General features: G+C 65.4%; 21 protein-coding genes and 1 tRNA gene. 10 read left to right on the top strand and 12 right to left on the bottom strand.

Annotated features, from left to right (window positions below; genetic code table 11):
* Positions 1-86: 86 nt before the first annotated feature.
* From EZH22_RS23405 to EZH22_RS23375, 7 genes are all read right to left on the bottom strand, one after another.
* Entirely contained in the window at positions 87-2,141 is a 2,055-nt protein-coding gene (locus EZH22_RS23405) for a phage tail tape measure protein (protein ID WP_203192798.1), read from the bottom strand.
* Between the two features lie 121 nt (positions 2,142-2,262).
* Positions 2,263-2,586, bottom strand: a complete 324-nt coding sequence (locus EZH22_RS23400) for a phage tail assembly protein (RefSeq protein WP_203192797.1) — start codon at positions 2,584-2,586, stop codon at positions 2,263-2,265.
* A 48-nt stretch (positions 2,587-2,634) separates the two neighbouring features.
* Positions 2,635-3,759: a hypothetical protein gene (locus EZH22_RS23395; RefSeq protein ID WP_203192796.1), complete on the bottom strand. Its 1,125-nt coding sequence runs from the start codon at positions 3,757-3,759 to the stop codon at positions 2,635-2,637.
* Positions 3,756-4,013, bottom strand: a complete 258-nt coding sequence (locus tag EZH22_RS23390) for a helix-turn-helix domain-containing protein (protein WP_203192795.1) — start codon at positions 4,011-4,013, stop codon at positions 3,756-3,758. Before EZH22_RS23390 ends, EZH22_RS23395 begins: the two co-directional genes overlap by 4 nt.
* 114 nt (positions 4,014-4,127) lie before the next feature.
* Positions 4,128-4,850: a hypothetical protein gene (locus EZH22_RS23385; protein ID WP_203192794.1), complete on the bottom strand. Its 723-nt coding sequence runs from the start codon at positions 4,848-4,850 to the stop codon at positions 4,128-4,130.
* Complete coding sequence (locus EZH22_RS23380) at positions 4,847-5,179, bottom strand: type II toxin-antitoxin system HicB family antitoxin (protein ID WP_203192793.1); 333 nt, start codon at positions 5,177-5,179, stop codon at positions 4,847-4,849. Before EZH22_RS23380 ends, EZH22_RS23385 begins: the two co-directional genes overlap by 4 nt.
* A gap of 11 nt (positions 5,180-5,190) precedes the next feature.
* Positions 5,191-5,463 carry a transcriptional regulator gene (locus EZH22_RS23375; RefSeq protein ID WP_203192792.1) on the bottom strand — a complete coding sequence of 91 codons (273 nt, stop codon included), beginning with the start codon at positions 5,461-5,463 and terminating at the stop codon, positions 5,191-5,193.
* Between the two features lie 104 nt (positions 5,464-5,567).
* On the opposite strand from EZH22_RS23375, the gene EZH22_RS23370 reads away from it, so the two are divergent.
* The 7 genes from EZH22_RS23370 to EZH22_RS23340 all read left to right on the top strand — a co-directional run bounded on the left by EZH22_RS23370 (position 5,568) and on the right by EZH22_RS23340 (position 13,528).
* The gene (locus tag EZH22_RS23370) at positions 5,568-5,951 is read left to right on the top strand and encodes a hypothetical protein (protein WP_203192791.1); all 384 of its coding nucleotides are present in this window, start codon (positions 5,568-5,570) and stop codon (positions 5,949-5,951) included.
* A gap of 17 nt (positions 5,952-5,968) precedes the next feature.
* Positions 5,969-6,502 (top strand): hypothetical protein, encoded by a 534-nt coding sequence (locus tag EZH22_RS23365; RefSeq protein ID WP_203192790.1) that lies wholly within the window; start codon positions 5,969-5,971, stop codon positions 6,500-6,502.
* An 18-nt stretch (positions 6,503-6,520) separates the two neighbouring features.
* A complete protein-coding gene (locus EZH22_RS23360; RefSeq protein ID WP_203192789.1) occupies positions 6,521-6,796 on the top strand; it encodes a hypothetical protein in 276 nt (91 codons plus the stop codon).
* An 80-nt stretch (positions 6,797-6,876) separates the two neighbouring features.
* Positions 6,877-7,812 (top strand): hypothetical protein, encoded by a 936-nt coding sequence (locus tag EZH22_RS23355; RefSeq protein ID WP_203192788.1) that lies wholly within the window; start codon positions 6,877-6,879, stop codon positions 7,810-7,812.
* Positions 7,809-8,210: a hypothetical protein gene (locus EZH22_RS23350; RefSeq protein ID WP_203192787.1), complete on the top strand. Its 402-nt coding sequence runs from the start codon at positions 7,809-7,811 to the stop codon at positions 8,208-8,210. Before EZH22_RS23355 ends, EZH22_RS23350 begins: the two co-directional genes overlap by 4 nt.
* A 596-nt stretch (positions 8,211-8,806) precedes the next feature.
* Positions 8,807-9,403 (top strand): recombinase family protein, encoded by a 597-nt coding sequence (locus EZH22_RS23345; protein WP_203192786.1) that lies wholly within the window; start codon positions 8,807-8,809, stop codon positions 9,401-9,403.
* Positions 9,404-9,571: 168 nt separating this feature from the next.
* Positions 9,572-13,528, top strand: coding sequence for an nSTAND3 domain-containing NTPase (locus tag EZH22_RS23340; protein ID WP_203192785.1), 3,957 nt, complete (start codon positions 9,572-9,574; stop codon positions 13,526-13,528).
* A gap of 324 nt (positions 13,529-13,852) precedes the next feature.
* On the opposite strand, the gene EZH22_RS23335 is transcribed toward EZH22_RS23340, so the two are convergent.
* The 3 genes from EZH22_RS23335 to EZH22_RS23325 all read right to left on the bottom strand — a co-directional run bounded on the left by EZH22_RS23335 (position 13,853) and on the right by EZH22_RS23325 (position 15,315).
* Positions 13,853-13,929 (bottom strand) — tRNA-His (locus EZH22_RS23335).
* A gap of 176 nt (positions 13,930-14,105) precedes the next feature.
* A complete protein-coding gene (locus EZH22_RS23330) occupies positions 14,106-14,306 on the bottom strand; it encodes a hypothetical protein (RefSeq protein ID WP_203192784.1) in 201 nt (66 codons plus the stop codon).
* A 49-nt stretch (positions 14,307-14,355) separates the two neighbouring features.
* On the bottom strand, positions 14,356-15,315 hold the full coding sequence (locus tag EZH22_RS23325) for a PDR/VanB family oxidoreductase (RefSeq protein WP_203192783.1): 960 nt from the start codon (positions 15,313-15,315) through the stop codon (positions 14,356-14,358).
* Between the two features lie 567 nt (positions 15,316-15,882).
* Between EZH22_RS23325 and EZH22_RS23320 the strand changes: the two genes are divergently transcribed.
* The 3 genes from EZH22_RS23320 (at position 15,883) to EZH22_RS23310 (ending at position 20,528) form a co-directional block, all read left to right on the top strand.
* The gene (locus EZH22_RS23320) at positions 15,883-18,129 is read left to right on the top strand and encodes a polysaccharide biosynthesis tyrosine autokinase (RefSeq protein WP_203192782.1); all 2,247 of its coding nucleotides are present in this window, start codon (positions 15,883-15,885) and stop codon (positions 18,127-18,129) included.
* A complete protein-coding gene (locus EZH22_RS23315; protein WP_203192781.1) occupies positions 18,113-18,985 on the top strand; it encodes a hypothetical protein in 873 nt (290 codons plus the stop codon). Before EZH22_RS23320 ends, EZH22_RS23315 begins: the two co-directional genes overlap by 17 nt.
* 70 nt (positions 18,986-19,055) lie before the next feature.
* A complete protein-coding gene (locus EZH22_RS23310; RefSeq protein ID WP_203192780.1) occupies positions 19,056-20,528 on the top strand; it encodes an O-antigen ligase family protein in 1,473 nt (490 codons plus the stop codon).
* Between the two features lie 47 nt (positions 20,529-20,575).
* On the opposite strand, the gene EZH22_RS32965 is transcribed toward EZH22_RS23310, so the two are convergent.
* Both EZH22_RS32965 and EZH22_RS23300 read right to left on the bottom strand, forming a co-directional pair.
* Positions 20,576-20,755, bottom strand: coding sequence for a hypothetical protein (locus EZH22_RS32965; RefSeq protein WP_203192779.1), 180 nt, complete (start codon positions 20,753-20,755; stop codon positions 20,576-20,578).
* 81 nt (positions 20,756-20,836) lie between these two features.
* Entirely contained in the window at positions 20,837-22,150 is a 1,314-nt protein-coding gene (locus EZH22_RS23300) for a UDP-glucose dehydrogenase family protein (protein WP_203192778.1), read from the bottom strand.
* Between the last annotated feature and the right edge of the window lie 1,236 nt (positions 22,151-23,386).

Here is a 23,386-nt window from a genome sequence, read left to right as displayed (position 1 = left end):
CGATTTCGACGATGCGCGCCGCGGTCTCTGGGGAGACCACGGGCGGGTCGGCAGGCTTGTTTTGGTCCGTCACCTGGTGTTGCCCCCTACCATTGGCCCGAAGCGCCGGAGGACGGCGGCTCGGCCTCCGGCATGGAGCGGCCTGTAGGCGCTCCATTCTGGATTTTCATCGCCCCCTTTGCCTCCTTCACGGTCGCCTGCAGCCAATCCGAGGGTTCCACCTTCACCGTCACATTCACATCCGCCCGGCCGGACACCTCGGCCTTGACATTGTTACCGTCGAGAGGACGCAGGCCCGGGCCGAGCGGCGCGCCCCCGCCGGCAAGAGGCCCGTCGAAGGTTGGCCGGGCGCTGTTCCAGTAGTTCAACGCGTCGGTGAGGTGCTTCATCCACTCGGTTTCGGCGAGGGCCTCCGCTCCCTTGTATCCGAGATAGCCGACCCCCGCCGCGGCGAGGCCGACGCCGGCGGCCCCAAGGACGCCGAGTCCGCCGGCTGCAGCACCGGCGCCGGCACCTGCGGCACCGGCCGCCGCCACTCCACCCACCGCCGCGCCCGCACCGGCGCCGGCGCTGGCGGCGTTGGCGAGGCCCATGACGATTGCCCCCGCCTTCGCCGCCGCCTCGAAGGCGATAAGCGCCGCCACTGTGCCCCCCACCGCCGTGCCGAGCTTCAGGACCGTGGGATCGAGCTCCGAGAGATGCTGCACCGTGGTCGCAAACGTGCGCATCGCACCCGTAAGTTCCGGGTCCCATGCGCGGCCAAGGGCCGTGGTGAAGTTGAGCGTCGCCGCCTCCGCCTGCTTCATCGCGCCCGCGAAGCCAGCGGAGCGTTCCTCAGCGATCTTGAGGTGGAAGTTATCGCCGGCGCCGAGGAGCTTCTGGACGTATTCGTTGAACAATGGAAGTCCACCCTTCGCCAGGACAGAGAAGCGGGCGCCCTGGCGCTCGGTGAACAGCGCGTTCGACTGGGCCAGCGTCGGGTTCTTCTCGATGATGGTCCGCAGGAGCCCTTCCACGTCCACGCTTTCAACGGCGAGCCGGTAGAAGGTGCTCGCCACTTTCGCGATGGCCTGGGCATCCTTGGCTGCGAGCTGGCCCTTTTTGTTCTTCGCGAAGCCCGCGCCGACGATCTCCACCGCCTTGTCGGTGAAGGCGCCCTGATCACCGACCACGTCGGGATCCTCCATCGCCGCCCTGAGCGCGGCCATCTGCGCTTCGGAGAGCGATCGTCCGAGCTGGCGTTTCACCGCTGCCCCGAGGTTGTCGGCGGACAGGGCTCCCGGCATCTTGGTGTAGCTGGCATAATCGATGCCGAGGGCATCAAGCGCGGCCATACCCTTCTTGGTCGGCGCCACCAACTTGCCGGCGAAGGCCCGCATCGCGACACCCGCCTCGTCGCCGCGGATGTTGGACTTGCGCAGGATGGCCGCGACCGCTCCCATGGTGGCGTCGGAAAATCCGGCCACCGAGCCTGGGGCGCCCGCATATTTGAAGAATTGACGCACATCCTCTTCGTCGAGGCCGCCGATCTTCGCCAGCTTGGTCGCGTACGACGCGGCTTTGTTCGCCGCCTCCACAGCCGCGCCGGTGTCGTGCAGATCCTTGCCGGTCGAGAAAAGAATGCCCTCGAGCGTCTTCGCGGCGGTTGGCAGGTCGGTGCCGAGCGCGAGGGCGAAGCTTGCCGCCGCCTTGGTGATGGGGATTATCGCGTCCTGCTGCAACCCGCGCTGGGCGAGGTCTAGCTGGGCATGCAGGATTTCGATGTCGTTGAATCCCTTGATCTCGCCGGAGGTGGCCTGCTTCAGCAGCGGGGCTTGCTGGGCCTCGGTGATGCCGAGAATGGCGCGCTGGTACCGGGCGAGATCGTCGAAGGTCTTATATAGTTCCGCCACGTTCTCGACGACCCGCGCGCCGCGGTGCGCGGCATAGGTCGCGGCGACGGCGCCCGAAACGCGGTGGACAACCTTGTCGAGCTTGCCGAGAGGCGCCGTCACCGCGTTGACGTTTTTGCCGGCGATGCCGGAGGCGGCCTTGGTGGCCGCCCCCATCTTCGCAGCCGCGCGGCCTACCTGGGCAAACACGGCGCTCGCCTGGTCCTTGGCGCTGATGATCGCGCGCGCCTCAAGTGTACGTCCCGCCATCGTCACCGCCTCCAGGCCTTGGCGGCCTTGACGCGCAAGCTCGCGCGCTGGGCCCAGTATAGAATCTCGCTCAGTGTCATGCGCCCGCAAGCCTCCGCGTCGACGATGTGAAGATCGAATATCAGGACGTCGCAGATTTCGCGGAGTTCTTGAGTCGGGCGCCCGTAAAAAAACCAAGCACTGCGTCCTTCACCGCCATGGCATCCGCGAGACACAGCCGCATCAGTTCGGGCTCGCCTGCATTTTCGACGCAAGCGGCCACGTACTTCTTCAGCACTCCGTCGATTTCGATGGAATAGATTGTGCCGTCCGGATTGCGGGCGTGGCTGAAGGGCTCTCCGAACTCAAAGAATTCGTGGCCCTTCGGCTCACGGACGGTGAGGGTGCGGATCTCGCCGCCGTGGCCGAGGACCGGCTCGTCAAGGGTGATGGTGGTGGAAGCCATTGGATTTCCTTTCGAAGGGATGGGAGAGGAAAAGAACGTCCGCCGCACTCAGGCGGCGGGCGGGGTGTCGTTGCGGCCCGCGGCGAAGATGTGGGCGATGTGGTCCGCATCCGCGGCGAGGCGATCGGCGAAGCGCTCGCCACCGGCGAAGAGGTCCGGCCGTAGCCCGGCGGCGCGCATCTCGGCGGCCCGGACGGGATCGTTCGCCGCCCGCGCCATGTCGCGCATGGTCGCCGCCACGCCGCGCAGGGTGGCCGCCGTGGTTGCCGGTGGCGAAGCCGCCACGGAGACAGCCCGCAGGTGGCTGCCGCGCTGGCGCCGCTCGCGGGCGAGGTTTGCCACCTCGGCCGGACGTGCGGCATGGGCCGGCGGCGGCCCCCACTCTCCCGCGAGCCCGCGAACCGCGAGCCCGCCCGCCAACTCGGCGGCGCGTGCCACATCGTCCGGCTCGGCGCCACCGGCGCGGATGATGCCGGCGCATGCGGGGTTGCGGGCCAGTTCCTCCAGGCCGTCCGCGATACAGTGGAGCGCGTCGAGCACCAGCGCCGGGACCACGACGAGCGGCCCGTCGGCGCTGGCATCGGCGGCGGGCCGGGCGGACGGCGCAGGCTGCGGCTCCGGCACACCACCGGGAAGGTCGAATGCCAGAGGGGGGGCATCGGTGACGAACGGCAGATCGTCGCTGACGTCCGTGGGATATCCGCGCGCGGCGTAGCGTTCGGCTAGGATGGCAAGGCCGGCGAGCGCGTACAGGCGTTCCACCGCCTCGAGCGGCGGACAAGGATCGGCCGGCCGGCGCCAGACGCGCCCGGCCACCGCCTCGCCCCAAGCCACCGCCCGTTGACGCGCGTTGGCATCTTCCCAAGTGCCGGAGAGGCCTTCGACGCGGACTTCCCCCGGCGCGAAGGAGGTGTCCGCCGTGTGAGCGGCACCGGCGGGCCAGCAAGCGGCCTCCGGCGCACCGGCGAGCGAGAACGTGCCGTCGCCGCGGCGGGTGAGAGGCGCCAGGGCGGCGAGAAACTCGACGCCGAGGACGAACAGGACCTTGGACAGCAGGTCCATGACCCAGGCCGCAGTGGGCGTGTGGCCGCTGCGGCTGGAGCGCACGAGATCGAGGAAGCGCGCGCGCTCCGATTCCGTCATGAGAAACGGGCTGAGATCGTGCGGCATCATGCGGCCTCCCCGCGCACCGCCGCGACGGTGGCTTCGCTGGTGCTGCGGCGGGTGCGCGCCGCCGCCCAGGCCATCACCGCCGCAGGGTCATAGCGGACGGCTCGGCCGAGCTGCACATAGGGCGGCCCGTCGCCGCGCACGCGCATCTTCGCGAGGGAGATGGCGGCGAGGCCGAGCAGCTTGGCAGCTTCGGCGGTGTCGATGAGCGGGGTAAAGGCTGGGGCGCCGGTGGCGCGATTGTCGTTATCGGGCATAGCTGGATGGCTCCTTTCCCTGCCGGGCAACGTCCGGCATCAGCAGCCATCACCGCAGAGTTCCAACCGCCAGCAGAGGGGGGAACTGAGGGTAACTAGGGGAAACGGTTCCCCCTATTCGTCGGGGCGCTTCCTTACAGCCTCCATAAAGATGGGGAATCGCCTGCCGAATTCCGGCAGAATGGTCTTCCTGTCCGGTTCCTCTTGGCCCGATGCTTTCGCCGCGGCCTGGACTCTCCGAACCAGTTCAGCTTGAGAATCAGGCGTTCCGAGACCGACCATGAAGCGATCAATGATTTCCGACCACCGATAGGTGCGCGGCGCGCCACCCCTGTTCTTTGCCTCCACATTTTCGTTTGCAAAGGCAGGGACCGCTACCTCATTAATTTGAGGGGCATTGTCCCTGCTGTAGAGCCGGACGGAATAGAACGTTGTATCTGTCCCATTGATGGGAACTGTATTATTGTTCCGAATTGTGAAGTTTGCATAATACCAAATGTCCGATGGAATAATTTCAACAGCGGCGAGAGGGCTTCCTTTGCGGCCGGTGGCCACTATATCGCCCCTCTTTAGCATTTCTAATATCGTATCAAATTCTGCATTTATGACGCGATAAATGCCATAAGTATCTATATCTCGACCAATATCTGAGATATTCGAGATCGGAATTGGGATGTACGTCAATTCACTAAAATACAGTTCTGTCTGCCTATAAACATCTATTTTGTACTTGGTCAAGCACCCGGTGAATGCGAGGCAGTTGAACTCGTTAAGCATCTCTCCGTTCAATTGCGCAAGGTCGGCCGCAAACGTGTCGGCCGTTTCATCTACGGTCATCTCCAATCTCCGTCTTTGTTTAGCCACCGCGCCGCCAGGGGTGCGAGGAAGCGGGTGCCGCAGGCGGGCGGCAGGGGATGCGGTGGGCGGTTGAACCGCGCCGTGACGAGCACCTCGCCCGCGGCTGGGCCGGTGGGCCTCGGCAGGCGCAGAGGCGGGATGCCGGCGCACCAGGTGGCCAGGGCATCCGCCGCCATGCGCAGCGCCTCGGCTCGCCCGCGGCCGGAGGTGAGGCAGCCAGGCAGATCTCTGAACGAAACGCACCACCATGGGCCTTCGCGCTCGATCCGGGCGAAATAGCGCGGCTGTGCCCCCTTGGTTGGTGACATGGGCGCCTCCTTCATGCCTCGGCAGCTTCGCCGCCCACCGCATCAAGCCGCACGCCGGGGCCACCGCCGACCGACGCCTCACCCGCCGCCAGGAATGTCACCCCTGCCGCCTCGAAGGCCCGCCGGATGGCATCCAGCGTTCCCATGCGCGTTGCCAGCAGCGGGCCAACCATCCCTTCAAGTCGTTTTATCGAAGGAACCGAGACGCCAGAACGGTCAGCAAGATCGCTACGCTCCCAGCGCAACGCCGCGCGGGCGGCCCGAATCTGCTCAGCAGTAAGCATAGATATTACCCTTAATGGATAAAAAAATATCCCATATGGGTTGACGTTGGTCGATCCATATTGGACGATATGGATAACAAAATGTACCTTATGGGGCAACGGCAATGGCCAAGATCGCGAAATCGGAAGTGATGCGGCGGGCGTGGCGGGTCTACCGCCTTTCGCTGGCGGTCCGTTTCGACCGCGCCGCCTTCGCCGACTGCCTCCGCCAGGCCTGGGCGGACCTTCGCCAGCCCGACGCGCCGGTGACGCCGTGGGAGGTGCTGCAGCGCTACACCGTCATCCCGCGCACGCTGCCCCGCGGCGAGGTGATCACGCGGCTGGAATCGGCCCTGCGCGTCGCCCAGGGCCGGGCCGCTCAGTACGCCCGCGCCACGGCTCCCCGGAGCTGGAGCGCCGCCAAGCACCGCTCGGCCGACCTGATACGGGTCGCCAACATCGAGGCCATCGTGCGCGCCGAGAAGGCCGCCGCCGGCCTCGCAGCGTGAGCGGAGAGGGCGCCGCCATGGCCAACCCCATCAACCGCCGCCGCCTGATGCGCCGCGCCTGGCACCTCTTCCGAACCCAGCTCGACGGCCCGGGCTGCATCCTGAGGAACAACCCCCGGGAAGCCTTTCGCGCCGCGTTGCGCATGGCATGGCAGGAAGCCAAGGCCGCCGCTGCGGTGGCCGCCATGCCAGCGCCGGAGCGCGCCGCCCGCATCGCGGGGCTGAAGGAAGCCATCGCCAATCTCGAATTTGTCGACTCGCCCCGCGCCGCCGAGCGGTTGGCGGCAGAGTTCGGCGCCACGCTCCGCGCCCTTGAGGCCGGCGGTGGTCGACCCGCCTATCTCGCCAAGCGCCAGGGCGCCGGCTTCGCCCTGAAGCGCGACGGCGCTGTGTTCGCCCGCCTCACCACCACCACCGGCGGCGCAATCCGGCTCGATGCCCCCGCGCCGCTCGCCGCCCGCGTCCGCTTCATCCCCGGCGAGCCCCTCGCTGCCGCGCTCGCGAAGATCCGCGCGGCTGACGAGGCCATCCGGGCCGGCGCCACCGCCTGACACCCGAAGGAGAACACCATGGGGCCCATCGCCGCCGACCTGCCGGAAGTCGCTCCGGCCATGACCGCCGCCCGCGCGCGCGCCGCCGCCGCCACCGCCCGCCTTGCCAGCGGCGGCGGGATCGAAACCGAACTCGAATGGCTCGGCCATCACCTGGACGGGATAGAGCTCGCGCTGCTCGCGGCCGAGCATGCCGACCACCATCCGGACCCGCGCGCGTGGGTGGCGCTGATCCAGTCCGCGCGGGATCGCGTCACCGGCTTGACGGCAGCCGCGCACGACGCGGGCCTCTGACGCCGCCGGGGCCGAACCAAGCGGCCCATTGAGGCGCCTGCCGCGCCCTCACCACCGCAGCCCATAAGAAGGAACCGACCATGACGACGCCCAACCGGGCGGCGGACGCCACCGCCTTGCCCATCACCACGCGCCGCGGCCTCCTGATGGCCACCGGCGCCCTTGGCACCATCGCCGCGCTGGCGGTGCCGGTGGCCGTGCTGCCGAAGGCCGAAGCCGCCGAGGCCGACGCGGCCCTCTGCGCCCGGTGGCCCCAGGCGCAGCAGCTCCTCGCCATGCTCGCCGCCGAGCGGGAGCGGAGCGCGGGCACCTGCGCGGCGTTCTCCGGCGCCATGGTCACTGCGGCGGGCGCGGGAGAGGCAGCCTATCAGGCCATGCACTCCGATCCGCACGCCACCGCCTTCGACGCCGCCCAGGCGCGCGAGCAGGAGATCCTCGCCGGGCTCGATGCCATCGCCGAGGCCACGCGCACCACCGAGGCGAAGGGCTTCGGCGGGCTGCTGATGAAAGCCCGGATGCTGGCCTATGCGGCGCAGAAGCCGGAAGCCCTCGCGTCGGGACCGGTGGGCGACGATTGGGAGGTTGACCACCTTCGCGGCTTGATCGCCAACCTTGCAGCCCTTGCCGGCGAGCCATCCGGTGCGGTGGGCATGCCGTCGCCGGCTGCGGAGCCAGGTGGTGCCGACCTCTCGCCCACCTTTGCCGCCCTCCACCGCGAGCGCGCGGCCCTCCGACGCGCCGCGGATGAAAGCTGCGCTGCCGTCATGGCGGACACCACCGATGACGATGCGCTTGTGGAGGCCGCCGACGCCGCGCTCGATGCGCTGTGGGCGGCTGATGAGCGGCTGATGGCGGCGCCTGCCGTGCGGCCGGCCGACCTCGGCATCAAGGGCGCTTACCTCGCCGAGCAGCTCGCGGAGTTTACCAACATCGAACGGCGGCACGCAGTGGTGCTGGTGGCAGATCTCCGCCGCCTGTTCCCGCTGCCAGGCACAGCGAGCGGGGGACACCCATGACCGAGCGGAGGCCCATCGCGACGCTCGCTGCTGCGATTTCCGAACTGTGTACGATCCGGCAACAGCTGTCCGCCGAACGGAAACGGGCGGAAACGCGGTTTGATGCGCTCGCCCCGCCCACCGTGGCCGAAGCGATGGCCAATCCCGAGGCGCTGGCTGCTCACCACCTTGCCCGCATCGCCACCGGCCTTACCACCGCCGAGGCAGCGGAGGATGCAGTAGAGGAGGCCATAGGGAGCCTGACGGCTGCAGTGCTCGCGACACCGGCCACCACGCTTGGCGACCTCGCCATCAAGGCGACTGCGCTTGAGCGTCTCGCCGAGGGCGACAGCGTCATAGAGACATCGGACATCGCGGGGCTGCTCGCCGATATCCGCCGCCTCGCCGATGCGCCGTGATCGCGGCGACCTCGGCGACGGAACAAAGCCCCCTCGGCATCGCCGCGGGGGCTTTTTCATTGGGGCGGTGGGAGGCCGGTCAGGAGAGAGGTGCCAAAAGGGCCTCAACATCCTCCAGCCTGTCGGAGTATTCCCGAGATGCGCAGCCGGAAACGACGGTGCCGCCGCTCAAGACCATGTAGCCAGGGCCGTAGTAGGTTCGGAGCCAGGAGCGGGCGGGCGTCTTGCGGAGGCTTAGGCCGAGCTTCGCGAGTGCGCGTCGCGCGCGGTTCTCTCTCGACTTTTCGGTAATCATGACAGCGGTTCCCTACGAGGGGATTATCCACCGCTGCGGCGCGCTCGATGCCCGGCCTGTGGACGTGGGCAGGGACGAGGGGGCACGAGAGCCCCGGCGGCAAGATCATGCCGTAGCGTCGGGGACACGGCAAGAGGGCCGACACCACGCCACACCGTCCGGAGTGTCCACTAGGGCAAGCCCCATTGGACGTGTCCGGCCCCATGCTCAAGATGCGTCCAATAGAGTGCATTTGACATTTTGGACGCAATGCGCTTCAATGCCCAGACCCTAATGGACAGATTGGGCAGGAGACGGGGGCATGTCGGGCGCACTCATCGGATACGGCCGCACTTCCACGACTGAGCAAGAGGCCGGCCTTGAGGCCCAGCGCCGCGACCTCACCGCCGCGGGGTGCGCGAAGATCTACCTTGAGCGTGCATCCGCCGTGAGCGAGCGGCGTGTGCTCCGCCAGGTGCTCGACTACGTGCGCGATGGCGACACCCTCGTCATCACCAAGATTGACCGCCTCGCGCGGTCCACCGTCAACCTCTGGGAAATCGTGCGCGACCTCGACGCCAAGGGCGTTGGTCTCCGGGTGCTCAACTTAGGCGGCGAGGTGGTGGACACCCGCAGCGCCACCGGCCGGTTGATCCTCACCATCTTCGCCGGGTTCGCACAGTTCGAGCGCGAAATGATGCTGGAACGCCAGCGCGAGGGCATCGCCAAGGCGAAGGCCGATGGGAAGTACAAGGGGCGCAAGCCAACCGCGCGGGCGAAGACGGCGGATGCCCTGAATCTGCACCAGGAAGGAAAGACGCCGACCGAGATAGCAAAAGCTCTCGGCATCGGCCGGGCATCGGTCTATCGGATCATTGAAGCTGCCGCGGGATCCAATGCGCAAAATGCGGTTCTATGAATAGCGGGCAACGGTTCCCGTGCGGATTTATCATGCCCGATATGTCGCGGAAGTCTGCAAGCTCCGCTTCGAGCGCCCAAGCTTGAGCACAAGCGTGTTTTGGGTATTTTAGTCCCTCAACCTTGGGGTCCCGGAGCATTGGCGCTGACTGTATGGAGCTAAGCGCACGTGACTGCAGCGTCGACGGATGACGAAGATGGTTCGGGCGGGGCTGGCAGCGCCTCCCTCGCCGGGTACGAGTATCAAATCGACGCATCGGTGTGGCTGGCGCTCGACCTAGTCCTCGTTTCGCACCTAACGTCGGCGTTGCAGGTTGAGCCGGCTAGCCAGGAGGATCTCGAGGGCGAGCTGGCAGAGGACGAGCCGGCACGTGCGGTCAGCCGTGCTTCGCTCGGCGGGTACACGCTAGTCGTTCAGGTCAAGCGCCGCGGCGGCGACGCTTGGACACCCACCACACTAAAGTCGCTCCTACAGCACGGCAGCGACACCCGACCGTCCGCAGCAAAGCGACTTGCAGATTCAAACGTGCGCTACCTCTTGATCACAAGTGCCGGGCTTAACGGCGACGCGCGCAAGCTCAAGGTTCGCAAAGCCGGAAATTGGCCGAAGTCCGCGGTTCTGCCCGACGTGATCGCAGACGCGCTCCCCGCAGACGCGGCGGGCCGTGTGGCGATAATCGCCAACGAGGACGACGAGCGGCTTCGCACAGACATTGAGCGTATGCTGGCAGAGGGCTGCCGAGTCCCGAACATCAACCTGGCTGCGTGCCGGAGCAAGTTGCACGAAGGGACTCGCGCACGGATCATGGGGGCCGGCCAGGGCTGGTGGCGCCGCGAGGAACTGGATCACATCATCCGGGAGCACGGCGGTTATCTCGCGAGCGCACCCGAGCTTGAGAACTATGTACCTCCCACGAACTGGAACGATCTTCGAGCGGCGATGCGCGAACGCAACGCGGCGTTGATCATTGGACAGTCGGGGACGGGGAAGACCCTGGCCACCAAGAAGCTCTATGACGAGCTTCGTCAGGAAATGCCTGGCCTGACACGGGTGCCGATCCGGCGCGGCCCGCATGAGCTTCGCGACGACCAGACACTGTCGCCCGTGCTCTACGATATCGAGGACCCTTGGGGCCGCTTCGATTTCGACCCCAACAGCAGGCCCTGGAACGACCAGTTGGCACGCTTCTTTGCCGACGCCACACCAGCACGTATGATTATCGCGACCTCCCGGCTCGACGTCGCCCGGGAGTCCAAGGCGCTGGACAGCGTCTCGGCATGGCTCGTCAAGCTGGAAGCGGAGCATTACGGCTCGAAGGAGCGCAGACAGCTTTACCGGTCGCGCATAGATGGATTGCCACGGGAGTTGCAGCCGCTCGCTCGTGGGGCCGAGCGGAAGGTGCTGGACGAGCTCGCGACGCCGCTGGAAATCCAGAAATTTTTCGACGCGCTTCGGACTCTCGACAGAGCAAGTTTGAAGAATCCTCCCCGCTTCGTCACTGAAGCCATCGGCAAGGCGCACCAGCTCTCGATCGAGAGCACGGTCGTCGATCAAATCGACGAGCGGAACGACGTTCGCGCCGCCACTGTGATCTGGGCACTGCTCAAGGCTTCGGACAAGCTGTCCCGGTCGATCCTCAGGGATATCGAAGACGGCTTAGCCGATATTAACGCAGCGATGGAGCGGGGCGTATCGCCGTTGGTCGACTTTTTTGTCGCCGCCCGAAACCTCCGACAAGGTGATGCCGGCCTCGTCACTTACTACCACCCGAGGGTCGAGGCGGGCATTGAAAAAGTGATGATGACGCACCGCCAAGAAGTGCGCCACACGCTGGGCCTCCTTTTGGACGTGCTCGTCGCCGAGGACGGATCCGGCGGAGAGTGGGGCGCTGGCACTGCGGCGCGTGTCCTCGCCGCGAGTCGTGACCGATTCCGGGTCCAGGCGAGCAGCACAGCCGCCGCTAAGATCGATGCGTGGCTCGAAGCCCGGCTGACCGAAGCTGGTAAGGCACTAGAAGACTACCTCGGCCTCGCCGCAGAGGCGGGTTCTAGCGCCTGCAATGGGGCCGAGGTGGCGCGCTTCCTCTTGCATCGTCCGGACCGGACGTGGCCGGGGTTTATCACATGGGGCGCGCCAGAAAGGCCGGAGGCCTGGTACGATGCGAGGCGAAGCGATCCAAACACGAAGCCACTGGTCGAAGCATTCATACGGCACATCTTGCCGACGGATCGGACCAATTACCCTGCCCGCCTGCATACTCACCTCGAGCGCCTCGCGCCCGACCTATCGGGCGCGTTCCTCGACGCGGCGGCGCAGGCGGTGCACTTCGGGGTCATTCAGACCGACGATGCGATCGCCGAAGGTGCGCTTCAGGATCTGCCCGGGTTCGAGCAGATCGTCGATGCAGCCGTCGCCGAGTTGACGCCGAGCGAAAAGGACCGGCGGCGGAACGCGGAGCTTGCGCTCGATTTCGCGAATGAGGTCTATAGCGAAGAATACGCGCAGCACATAGCCGAAGACGACCAGGGCTATACCGCGGACGTCTTCTTAAAATCGTATGTCGAACGGGTGCGCACCGTTAGGGGATGGCGCAGCCTTGTCGAGCACCGCCATGCCGGCAGATTGCTATACTACTGGCTTCGCCTGCTTGCGGACGAAGTCAAAGAGCAAGTCCTCGACCTGCAAGAGCTGCATGCCGCTTTTAAATTCGGCTATGATAGCGACCATGAGGCACTACTCTGGCGCGTTTTGTCTTCCGCATGGGATCAAGCTTTTCTCCCTGCATTGCGCAACCGCGTCGTCGTGGGTCACGCGGACCCCAATGTCGCGCAGGCGGCGCTAGAGGTTCTGATCGAGCGGGGCCCCGACACATTCCGAAACGTCGTGGAAGAACTCTTGGCGCGTGGGGATGTGAACCGACTGGTCGAGATTTGCATCGATCTTGCGGCCTTTCGCAGGCTTGACGTCAACGGCGCTGAGGTAGCGACCGAGGTGCTCCCCATGCCTTTCCGGGGCATTAGCAATCAAGCGCTGATTCTTGAGACAAAAGGCACGCCGGTGCTCGTCGATGAGGCCCAAGTCGCGTTGTCCGGCATCTTGACCCCGAGCGAGGTGGTGCGTCGGCTCCGCGTTGAGATGGGCGCCATTGCTCCACTTCCTGTCGAGGAAGACGTGTGCTGGCTACTTGAGCATAGCGGAGATGTGTCCACCGCGGTGATCGCTGTTGAGGCAGCGATCCGCTTAGGCATGGACGCAGAGGTCGAAGCCGCCCTCAATCATAAGTTCGCGCATGTCAGTAGCCGCGCACTCACGGCGCTCGGTACGCGGATCAACGCACCTCTGCCAGCGCATCTCCTTGAGAAGGCTTCGGATCGCGGCAGCCCAGTGCGCAAGGCGCTGGTCGCGTTGCTCAAGCAGAAAACGCATATCGCTCATCTCCAGGCCTTGATAACGCTGGCGAAGGACACTTGGTCGAAGTACGCGCAGCACTACGGCGACGATGGGGACTTCCCGATCGCGCAGGGCGCGGTCGAGGCCATCGCCCAATTGGCGCCCTTGCCGCCTGATGAAGCTCGCGAAATGTTCGCGATTGGGCTCGACACCGACGATCCGAGCGTTCGCGCCCAAATTTTTCACCTATTGGCTGCAAGCGGCGATTTGGATCTGCAGGAGCGACTATTCGACCTGTCCATCCGCCCCGGCCGTCGAACGAGCGTGCGCAGCGCTGCGGCGCGAGGCCTCCTTCAAGGCGCTGAGGCCGTTGCTACGGTGATCGTTGACAAGATCACTACACGGTTGCTGGCCAGCCGGTACGAGCCGGTGGCAGCCTCACTCGCCTTGCTGCTCGCCTTCCGTGGGGATCCAGACCAAGTGCGTGCTGTCGCAGAGGAGCTTGCGACCAACGCGAAGCGGCGGGTGCTCATCCTTTTACTGGTCTGGGTCATGAGTGGCCGTGATCTGCAAGTCGCCCAGGAGATGGCGGCGATGCTACCGGCCGGGCACAAAGCGTTGACCTGGGCCCTCGGTGGAGAAATCGAAGAGCCTGACGATGCGTTGCTTGAGGACCTGGGAGACCCCGCAACCTGCAACAGCGTGCTCGCCTACATGCGGATCAAGGAGGTATAGAAGTGCTCCGAACGAGGGAAGCTAATACGAGTGTTTTCGTTGCGGTGACGAATCGGTGGCGGCACAGCCATTCAACGGAGTCCCTAAAGTCTCCCAAGTCTTTAGAAAAAAGATAAATTCAAATGGTTGAAGTGGTTAGGTCGCCGGGGGGTTGAACCTGCGACCCTTTGCTCCCAAGGCCTACGTCAGTGGGGCGCGAGTCGTCCGCCGGCGCAATCACGCCCGTGGAAACCGGTGGCGACAGGGTGGCGACAAGCAGGCAAAACGCTCGTCCTGCCGTATTGGTTGCCGATCAAAATAGGCATTAATTTCAAGTATTTGCGATGGTACAGGTGGGTGGGCTCGAACCACCGACCTCCGGTTCCACAGACCGGCGCTCTAACCAACTGAGCTACACCTGCACGGCACCGGCACCGCTTGGGCGCCGAAAGAGAGGGCGGAACCTACGCGGGGCAATCGGCAATTTCAAGGGGCTGATGTGCCCTCTCTCGCCTTTCCGCGCAGTCCTTTCCACACCCATGGCGCCACCGCGGGCACCGCGCCGCCACGGTGCCCGCGAGAGGACGGGCCTCGCCCGTCAGCTCGGGCGCACCGCGGCGTCGTGCTCGGTGGTCAGGCTCTCCACCCGGGTCATGATGGCGACCCAGGCCCGATGCTCGTCCATCTTGCCGCCGATCTCGAAGCTCTCGGCCATGCGCGCCGCGAAGGCCACGCCTTCGGGGCCGTATTGCTCGGCGATGATGAAGGCGGTGCGCCAGACGTCTTCCTCGGACACCATCGTCAGCCTCCCTCCGGGCCGCGGCCCGGCTTTCGCATGCGTCGCCTTGTCACAAATCCAACACGAGCTGGTCGCCTTTGGCACGCGACACGCAGGCGAGGAACCAGCCTTCTTCCTTCTCCGCCGGCTTGAGGCGCTTGTCGCGATGGTCCACCTCGCCGGCGAGAACCTTGACCTTGCAGGTGCCGCAGGCACCCTGCTCGCAGGAGGTGGGGACTTTCACCCCGGCCTCTTCGAGGGCGGCGGTAACGGAACGGTCGCCGGGGATCTTGATGACCTGTCCGGTGCTGGCGATCTTCACCTCGAACACCTTGTCCAGCAACGGCGGCGGCGCCTTGGCGGTGAAGCGCTCCACATGGATGCGATTGACCCCGAAGCCCTTCTGCTGTGCGTTGGCGATGATCGGCTCGAGCCACCAGTCCACCCCGCACATAAACAGGTGCGTATCGTCCGGGCGGTCGGCGAGCAGGGCGGCCGGGTTGAGGCGCGGCTCGACGGCCTCGAAATAGAAGGATGTGTCGCCGGCATAAGGCGACGCCTCGATGGTGGCGCGGAACGAACCGGGCGAGCCGCCGGCAAACAGATAGTGGAATTCGAAGGGAATGCCCTTCGCCTGGAGGTGGTCGGCGATGGAGAGCACGGGGGTCGCGCCGATGCCGCGGGCGAACAGGATGGCGCGCTTCACGTCCCGCGGCACCGCGAAGCGGTTGCGCGGCACGCCCACCTGCAGAAGGTCGCCTTCGTTCACCGCCTGGAACAGGGCCTTGGATCCGCCCCGGCTGTTGGCATCCTTCCACACGCCGATAACGTAGCGATGGCGCTCGCTTGCACTGTTGCAAAGGGAATATTGGCGCACATAGCCGCCGGGGATGGCCACGTCGACGTGGGCGCCCGGCGTGAAGGGCGGCAGTTCGCCGCCGTCCGCAGGAACGAGCTCAAAGGAGACAATGTTCTCCGCTTCCACGAACTTGCGAGTGACCTTCACCGGGTGCAGGGCTTCGTCGGACATCGCATCCTCTCCATCGTCCTGGAACGCGTTCGATGGAGCCACAAGCAAGGTCGGGACCAACCTGCGGCACGAGGCCGGCACAACACAGCTGAGGCGGGGCCGCAGATGCGGTGGACGAAGGGCAACCGCCTACCTGTAAAACGTGTATTTCAGAAAATTATGCTCGGTAAGATGGCAGTTTGGGGGGCGTCTTGTTGCGGCGCGGCAGGTCGCGTGGTATGTCTCCCGGGCATTAAACGGTGAGTTGGTTAGGTGGTAGCCCTTTGCGTTTTGCGGTGCGGCATATTTCTCGCGGGACTGCATCCTGCTAAAATGAAGTGGAGAAGATATCAATTGAACGATGATTTTTGCTCTTCTTTTAGTTGCATTGAGGGAGTTTCTTATTTTGCAGCCTGCGCCTGGTGAGTGTTGATTCTGGGTCGCGCGTCACAATGTTGTTTTGCTGATTGGTTTCTTCTGGAGGTGAAGGAGGCGTCGGGGCGGGCTCCGGCCGTTCGATGCTTCAGGGTGCGAGGCGGGTGCGTATAGTCTGAGTGTACTCCGGCGAAGGAATGGGATGCGTCTGGCATGCTTCGTATTGATAAGTCGACTGCCGACACCTCTCTGAGGCTTCCTGGTGAAGCTGACATAAATATTTCGTTCCTGCTTCAAGTCCTGCGTCGGCAGAGGTGGGTTATTGCCGGCGTGACGGCCGTGTTTGCGGGTCTTGCAACGCTCTACTGCCTTCTCGCGACACCGCAATACACCGCCAGCGCCGAGCTCCTGATCGACACGCAGCAGAATCGCGGCCTCGATATCCTTCCCCAGCTTGGTGGCGTGCTCGATTCGGGCATGGTCGACAGTCAGGTGCAGATCCTGATGTCGGAACGCATCGCCAAGGCGGTGATCAAGGAGCTGAAGCTCGTCGAGCAGGCCAAGGAAGAGATGAGCAAGCGCGAGGGGTCGTTCCTGTCGCGCACGCTCGGCGTGGTGCTGCCGTTCCTCTTCAAGTCGGACGTGGCGAGCGACTATGAACTCGAACGCCGCCAGATCTCCACCTTCCTGCGGGAATTGAAGGTCAAGCGCGTCGGCCCATCCTACGTGATCTCCATTGATTTCCGCTCGCCGAATGCCACGCATGCGGCCGATGTCGCCAATCAGGTGGCCGAAGCCTACATCGTCGACCAGCTCGAATCGAAATATCAGGCGACCCGCCGCGCCAGCGTCTGGCTGCAGGACCGAATCAACGAACTGCGTGACCAGGCCCTGTCGGCGGATCGCGCCGTGCAGGATTTCAAGGCCAAGAACAACATCATTGACACCGCGCGCGGCCTGGTCTCCGACCAGCAGCTGTCGGAGCTCAACACCCAGCTTGTCACCGCCAGGACCTCGGTCGCCGAAGCGCAGGCGCGCTACGACCGGGTCGCCAGCATCGTCAAGCAGGGCGGCATAAACGGAACGAGCGACGAGGTCGTTTCCGACGTGCTGAACAACGAGGTCATCAGCAAGCTGCGGTCCCAGTATCTCGACGCGGTGAAGCGCGAGGCGGAATGGTCGAAGCGCTACGGGCCGGATCACATCGCGGTGATCAACCTCGGCTCGGAGATCAAGGGCCTGCAGCGCGCGCTGTTCAACGAGCTGTCGCGCATCGCGGAGACCTACAAGTCGGACCTGGAGATTTCCAAGGCGCGCGAGAACAGCCTGTCCAAGAGCCTGGAAGGCCTGGTCACCCAGGCCAAGGTGACGGGCCAGGCCCAGGTGGAGCTGCGCGAGCTCGAGAGCAACGCACAGTCCTACCGGGCGCTGTACGACAACTTCCTGCAGCGCTTCATGCAGGCGACGCAGCAGCAGTCGTTCCCCATCACCGAGGCGCGCGTCATCACCGACGCCTCGGCGCCGCTTGCCCCGTCCCAGCCGCGCACGCCGCTGATCGTCAGCGCCGGCACGATCATCGGCCTGCTCGCCGGCTTCGGCGTCGGCGTATGGCGCGAGCGCATGAACCGGTCGTTCCGCCTGCCCGCCGACGTGGAGCGCTATCTCGGCCTTGACTGCCTGGGCGTGCTGCCGCTGGTGCCGGGAATCGCGCAGCTGCCGGGCGGCCAGAGCGCCTTCGACAGTTCCGTGGGCATCTTCCGGCAGGTCATCACCGATCCATTCTCGCGGTTCGCAGAGACGCTGCGTTCGGTCAAGGTCAGCGCCGACGTGTCGATCTTCGGCCAGTCGGTGCGGGTCATCGGCATTGTCTCGACGCTGCCCAAGGAAGGAAAGTCCACCGTCTCGGCCAACCTTGCGCAGCTGGTCGCGCACAGCGGCCAGCGCTGCATCCTGATCGACGGCGACCTGCGCAATCCCTCGCTGACCTGGCGCATCGCGCCCAATGCCAAGAAGGGCCTGCTGGAGCTCGTCCTCGGCCAGGCGACCTTCGACGAGGTGGCGATCATCGATCCCCTGACCAACGTGAAGTTCATTCCCGCGGTGGTGCCGAGCGAAATCGCCCACACGAACGAGATTCTCGCCTCCGACAAGATGGCGGCGCTGATCGACCAGCTGCGGCAGACGACGGATTATCTGGTCATCGACTTCCCGCCCATGGCACCGGTGGTGGACGTGATGGCCTCCACCCATCTCGTGGACGGCTACGTCTACGTGCTCGACTGGGGCAGCTCGCACCGCGATCTGGTGATCAATACGTTGCAGAACGCGCCGAAGGTCTACGAAAAGGTCCTCGGCTGCCTGCTCAACAAGGTTGACATCAAGGCGATGAAGAACCTCGAGGACTACGGAACCAAGTATTATTACCATAAATACTATGCGAGCTATGGCCGAGATCGCTAAGGGCGGCACGCCTGCAGATGGTCGAGGGGCGCGCGATCCGGCCGTCGCGGCTGACGAGGGCCTGAAAGAGCCTGTGGACGTCGCGGGCGAAGGCCGGAAGTTTCGCTTGATGGGACGCCTGATCGCCCTGGCGATCATCGCAAGCACGGTGCTGTGGCTCGTGGTCGTCGTCCCGCAATCCGATGTTGAGGCCTCCTTCGACCTGAGCACCGTCGCGGAACACATGCTGGCTGGGGAAGGCTACCCGCCGGAACTGCTTGCGGAGATCGATGCCAGCGTGGCCCCGGTCGTGGAGGCCAATATCTGCGACTTCCGGGGTCTGCGGAACCTCGCCATCGTGCGGGTGGCCCGGGTGGAGACGGCGATCCGGACCTCCGACGACCCCGAGGCGGCCGAGCGTCGCCTCAACGAGGCGGCTGACGCGGCGACGCGAAGCCTCGTCTGCAATCCGGCATCCACCGTCAGCTGGACCATCCTCGCCTGGACCGAATACATCCGGAACGACGACACGCCGCGGCTGAGGGCGCTGCTCGACATGTCGTTCCGGACCGGACCCTACGAGGCGTGGGCGCTGCTGCGGCGGGTGGAGCTTCTGCTCCATCTCTTTCCTTCCCTGGATGCCTCCGCGGTGGCGCAGCTCCGCAGCCAGCTCGACTGGCTCCTTGCCCAGGGCGGCGCCGAGGTCCTGGCCGAGCACTATGTGAATTCTGGACCGGCGCAGCAGACGTTCCTGCGTGAGCTGCTGACCACGGCGGCCGAACGCGACCAGAAGCGCGTGGCAGAGATCATCAGAAGCCGGGGAGGCGATATCGTGCTGCCGTTTGTGGAGCCTCTCGGATCGCGTCCATGGAAGTAGCAATGCCGGAAGTGGGAACTAAGCGCCGCAGGCTCGTGCCGCGGCTCCCCGTGGCGCTCGGGGGGCCGCCATGGACGCGGTGAGCACCGGCGCGTCCGATGCCGCACCCGCGGTGACGCCCGCGCCGGCCCGGAGCACGCGGAAGCGCAGTCTCCTCGATCGCGTCGCCTTCGGCCTTTTCCTGGTCATGGTGTTTTTCGCTCCCGTGCCGGACGGGTCGGTCGCGTTCTTCTGGGTCGAGATCTGGGCGGCGGTCGCGGCCCTGGTCTTGCTGCTCGCCAGCTACCGTTATGTGGGGCGCGGCCATGTCCTGCTTCTCGCCGGCCTGGTGCTGGTGCTTGCGGTGTACGGGCTGGTGGCCCTGCTTCAGAGCATCTCCCCCGGTCCCTCGCCCCTGGCGATCTGGGCCAAGGCGTCGGAACTGCTGAACATTCCGCTGGCGCCTCTGTCAGGATCCATCGTGATGTCGCCGCTCCAGTTCCTGGGACGCCCGCTTCTGGCCGCCTTGGTGCTCGTGGCCGGTATCGTGCTTGGCTGCGACAGCCAGCGGGCGAACGTGCTTCTGCGCATGGTGGTGTACGCGGCCTGCATCTTCGGGCTCATCGGATATGCCGGGAAGCTGCTGTCCGTGGAGGGCATGACGCCGTTCAACCAGGGCGGGGCGCTGACGGCGTTCTTCATCAACAAGAACACCACCGCCACCTATCTCGGCTCGGCCTTTCTCGCCGCCCTGGCCATGCTGATGGCGCCGTTCATCCGCAGGATCAGGGAAGGCTACCCGCTCCTCGGCGAGGGGGCGGGCAAGGCCCTGTCCGGGGCGTTCGGGATCGCCATCGCCGCCGTCCTGCTCCTGCTTCTCCTGCCGCTGACGCAGTCCCGCGCCGGCCTGCTGCTGACCGTGCTGATCGCGGCCGCTGCGATCGGGTGGAGAATCCGGCTGCAAGGGCGGGCGCTGGGGGCAGCGGCGATCGGCGGCGTGGTGCTCCTGGCCGTCGTGCTGGCGTCATCGGGCGATGTGTGGCGCCTGCGGCAGGCCCGGCTGAACGTGGAGACCGACGGGCGCTGGCAGGCCTACGCCCTGATGTGGGACGCGATCGCGCAGCGGCCGGCGCTGGGCTATGGGCTGGGCAGCTTCGAGGAGAGCTTCCCGCAATTCCGCGACGCCAACCTGGAGACGTCCGGGCGCTTCAACATCGGGCACAGTACGCCGATCGAGCTTGCGTTCGAAGGTGGCCTTCCGCTCGCCCTCGTGGTCGTCGGCTTCGTGCTGCTGCTCTGTGGGGTGCTGGTGCGCGGCGCGATCCGGCGCCCGAGCGACCCGTATATTCTCGCCGCGCTGCTGGTGGGCCTGCTCGGCGTGCTGCATTCCAGTGTCGATTTTTCGCTGCAGATAACTGGCTATCTCATAGTCTGCCTGGCCGTCGTCGGCTTCGGGCTCGGCCGCGCCTTCCTGCCGAGGGAGGATTTCTCGCGCCGGCGTCTGCGCCGGGTCCGTCGGCATCCAGGCGCAGAGGGAGCGGAGGAGACCGGAGCCGTTCACTGAGGTGCGGCTGTGGGCGCAAGTCTTCGATCTCGGCCTAGCTGTGGAAGCTATGCCACGCCTTCCGGGATCTGCTCCGCGCCGCCGGCGTCCGTGATATCCGTATCCGATCCCTCGCCCCGCGCGCCAATGGCAACGCTGAGCGTTTCATCCTGACCTTCCTGCGCGAAAGGCATCCAGGCGACGATGCATGCAGCATTTCTGCCGTGCTTTCGCTTGGCGAGAGCCATGTCCGGATCAACTCCGCCCGAGGGCTTTGGCCCAAGGCTGGAGGAGGCGCCGGGTGTGCCCAGGCCCCATTTCAGTGCTGTTCACACGAGGCCGTCACGCCCGACGCTTGAATATGAGAAGCCGATGGCGGCCATTTCGTCGGGCCGGTAGATGTTGCGGAGGTCGACCACGACGGGCCTTGCCATGAGGGCGTGGATGCGCCGGAGGTCGAGGGCGCGGAAGGCGTCCCACTCGGTGACGATGACCAGGGCGTCGGCGCCGTCAGCGGCCTGGTAGGGGCTGTCCACGTAGTCGACGTTGTCGAGCACCAGCCGGGCCTGCTCCACCCCCTCCGGATCGTGGGCCCGGATGCGGGCGCCGGCATCCTGCAGGGCGGTGATGATGGCGATGGAGGGGGCATCGCGCATGTCGTCGGTGTTGGGCTTGAAGGTGAGGCCGAGCACGCCCACCGTGCGTCCGCGCACCGATCCGCCGAGCGCGGCGATGACCTTGCGGGCCATGGCGCGCTTGCGCTGGTCGTTCACCGCCACCACCGTCTCGACGATGCGGATGGGGGCGCCGTGGTCCTGGGCGGTCTTGATGAGGGCCAGAGTATCCTTGGGGAAGCAGGATCCGCCGTAGCCGGGCCCGGCATGCAGGAACTTGGAGCCGATGCGGTTGTCGAGGCCGATGCCGCGGGCGACGTCCTGCACGTTCCCGCCCACCTGCTCGCAGAGGTCCGCGATCTCGTTGATGAAGGTGATCTTGGTGGCGAGGAAGGCGTTGGCCGCATACTTGGTGAGCTCGGCGGTGCGCCGGGTGGTGAACAGGAGCGGGGCCTGGTTGAGGTAGAGCGGCCGGTAGAGCTCGGTCATGACCTGGCGGGCACGCTCGTCCTCGGAGCCGATCAGGATGCGGTCGGGCCGCTTGAAGTCGGTGATCGCGGCGCCCTCGCGCAGGAATTCCGGGTTCGAGACGACGGCGAACTCGGCGTCGGGCCGGGTCTCGCGGATGATGCGCTCGACCTCGTCGCCGGTTCCCACCGGGACGGTGGACTTGGTGACGACCACGGTATAGCGGCCGATGGCGCCGGCGATGTCGCGGGCGGCCTGGTAGACGTAGGAGAGGTCGGCATGCCCGTCGCCGCGCCGGGAAGGGGTGCCGACGGCGATGAAGACGGCATCGGCCTCGGCGACCGCCTCGGCGAGGGAGGTGGTGAAGAAGAGGCGCTCGGCCTTGACGTTGTTGGCGACGATCTCGGCGAGACCGGGCTCGAAGATGGGGATCTGCCCGGCCTTCAGCGCCTCGATCTTGGCCGCAACGGTATCCACGCACGTGACAATGTGCCCGAAGTCCGCAAAGCAAGCCCCCGACACGAGACCAACATAACCCGCACCGATCATCGCAACGCGCATGGCTACTCCGTTCCAGGCTGCTCGTCGGCAACTTCAGCCATGGCGCTGCCGTTGCCCGAATAATTCACCAGTCTGATATCGTCAACGCAGCGTGTGCTGCGCGGGAAACATCTCCTTCGCGGCGCTAACGCGGCGCTCGGCGCTGCCTGAGCCGCTATCGATCCGACTCATCTCGATCGTCGACCGGCGCAGGAGGTCGTGGCGCGCCCACCATTTGTCCAGTGACTTATGCCCTCTGGGCAGACTGAAGGCTGACAACGGCTAATGCCGGGGCGGGTGCCGGGGCAGAGATATGACGTCAGGCCCCTCAAAGCACATCAAAATACCTCCCGGGAGGCAAATAGAGACGTTGCTCATTTGAATCCTGCAAAGCAGATTGAAAGCCACCGGCAATCCTACGACAGGCGCGTAGAAATGACACGCCGCACAAATTGCGTCCAGCGATGAGGGGTCTGTTTATACCTCACCCGAGAACCTGCCGTTAGTCGCTTTATGGGAAGTCCTTGCTTTTCCTGAGATATCTCAAACCGCATTTTTTTTGCGTTGCAATAGAAGCGATCATCGCTTAATTGACCTACGAAACGTTTTCATCGGCGAACGATGGCCCGTCATCCAAGCGCGCACCCTTCTGGAGCCGACGGCGTAGGCATTTGTCTGACGGGCTGGATGTGTACGCGTCCGTCGGTCGACGGGGGTGGGCCGCCCGCCTGCCATGCCGCGGGGATGAAGCAAGCTGCGGTTCTGTCCCGCGCCACCCCGGTGAGGCTGGTTCCGCTGTCGGGTGTCGTGATTACCGAGTCTAGCCCTGCCGCATCACGAACGTCCGCGATTTTCAACCTTGGATTGGAGTTGAGGATTCGCTTCTCGCCGACGGTGCGTCGTGCGCGCCGGGGAGCTGGAATTGCGGTGCGTCGCTGCGAGAACGGTCCAGTCGAGAAGCCATCGGTACCTATGAACGCCGGTGCTCGACTGCATTTGGGCTGCGGTAATGCGGCTCTTGCGCGGGTGGAGCGACGTTCATGCGTGGCGCAAAAGTCGGGGGCATGATGGGTTGGTCCATTGCCTCTTCCTTCTTGATCGGACCTCACCTTCGCCTTGGGAATAGGTGGTTGCCCCTGTCCGGCGCGCACTGGCCCGGCCGCGGCGCGCCACGCAAGCACTCCGGGCGAACTGTTCAGGTGCAGAGCGTGGGGGGCTGTTTGTCCCTCTCTATTCTGTACTCAGATTCTCTCCTTT

It is taken from the genome of Xanthobacter dioxanivorans, assembly GCF_016807805.1.
Taxonomy (GTDB): domain Bacteria; phylum Pseudomonadota; class Alphaproteobacteria; order Rhizobiales; family Xanthobacteraceae; genus Xanthobacter; species Xanthobacter dioxanivorans.
The sequence above is the reverse complement of the archived record's forward strand: the minus strand, read 5'-3'. Positions and strand labels throughout refer to the sequence as shown.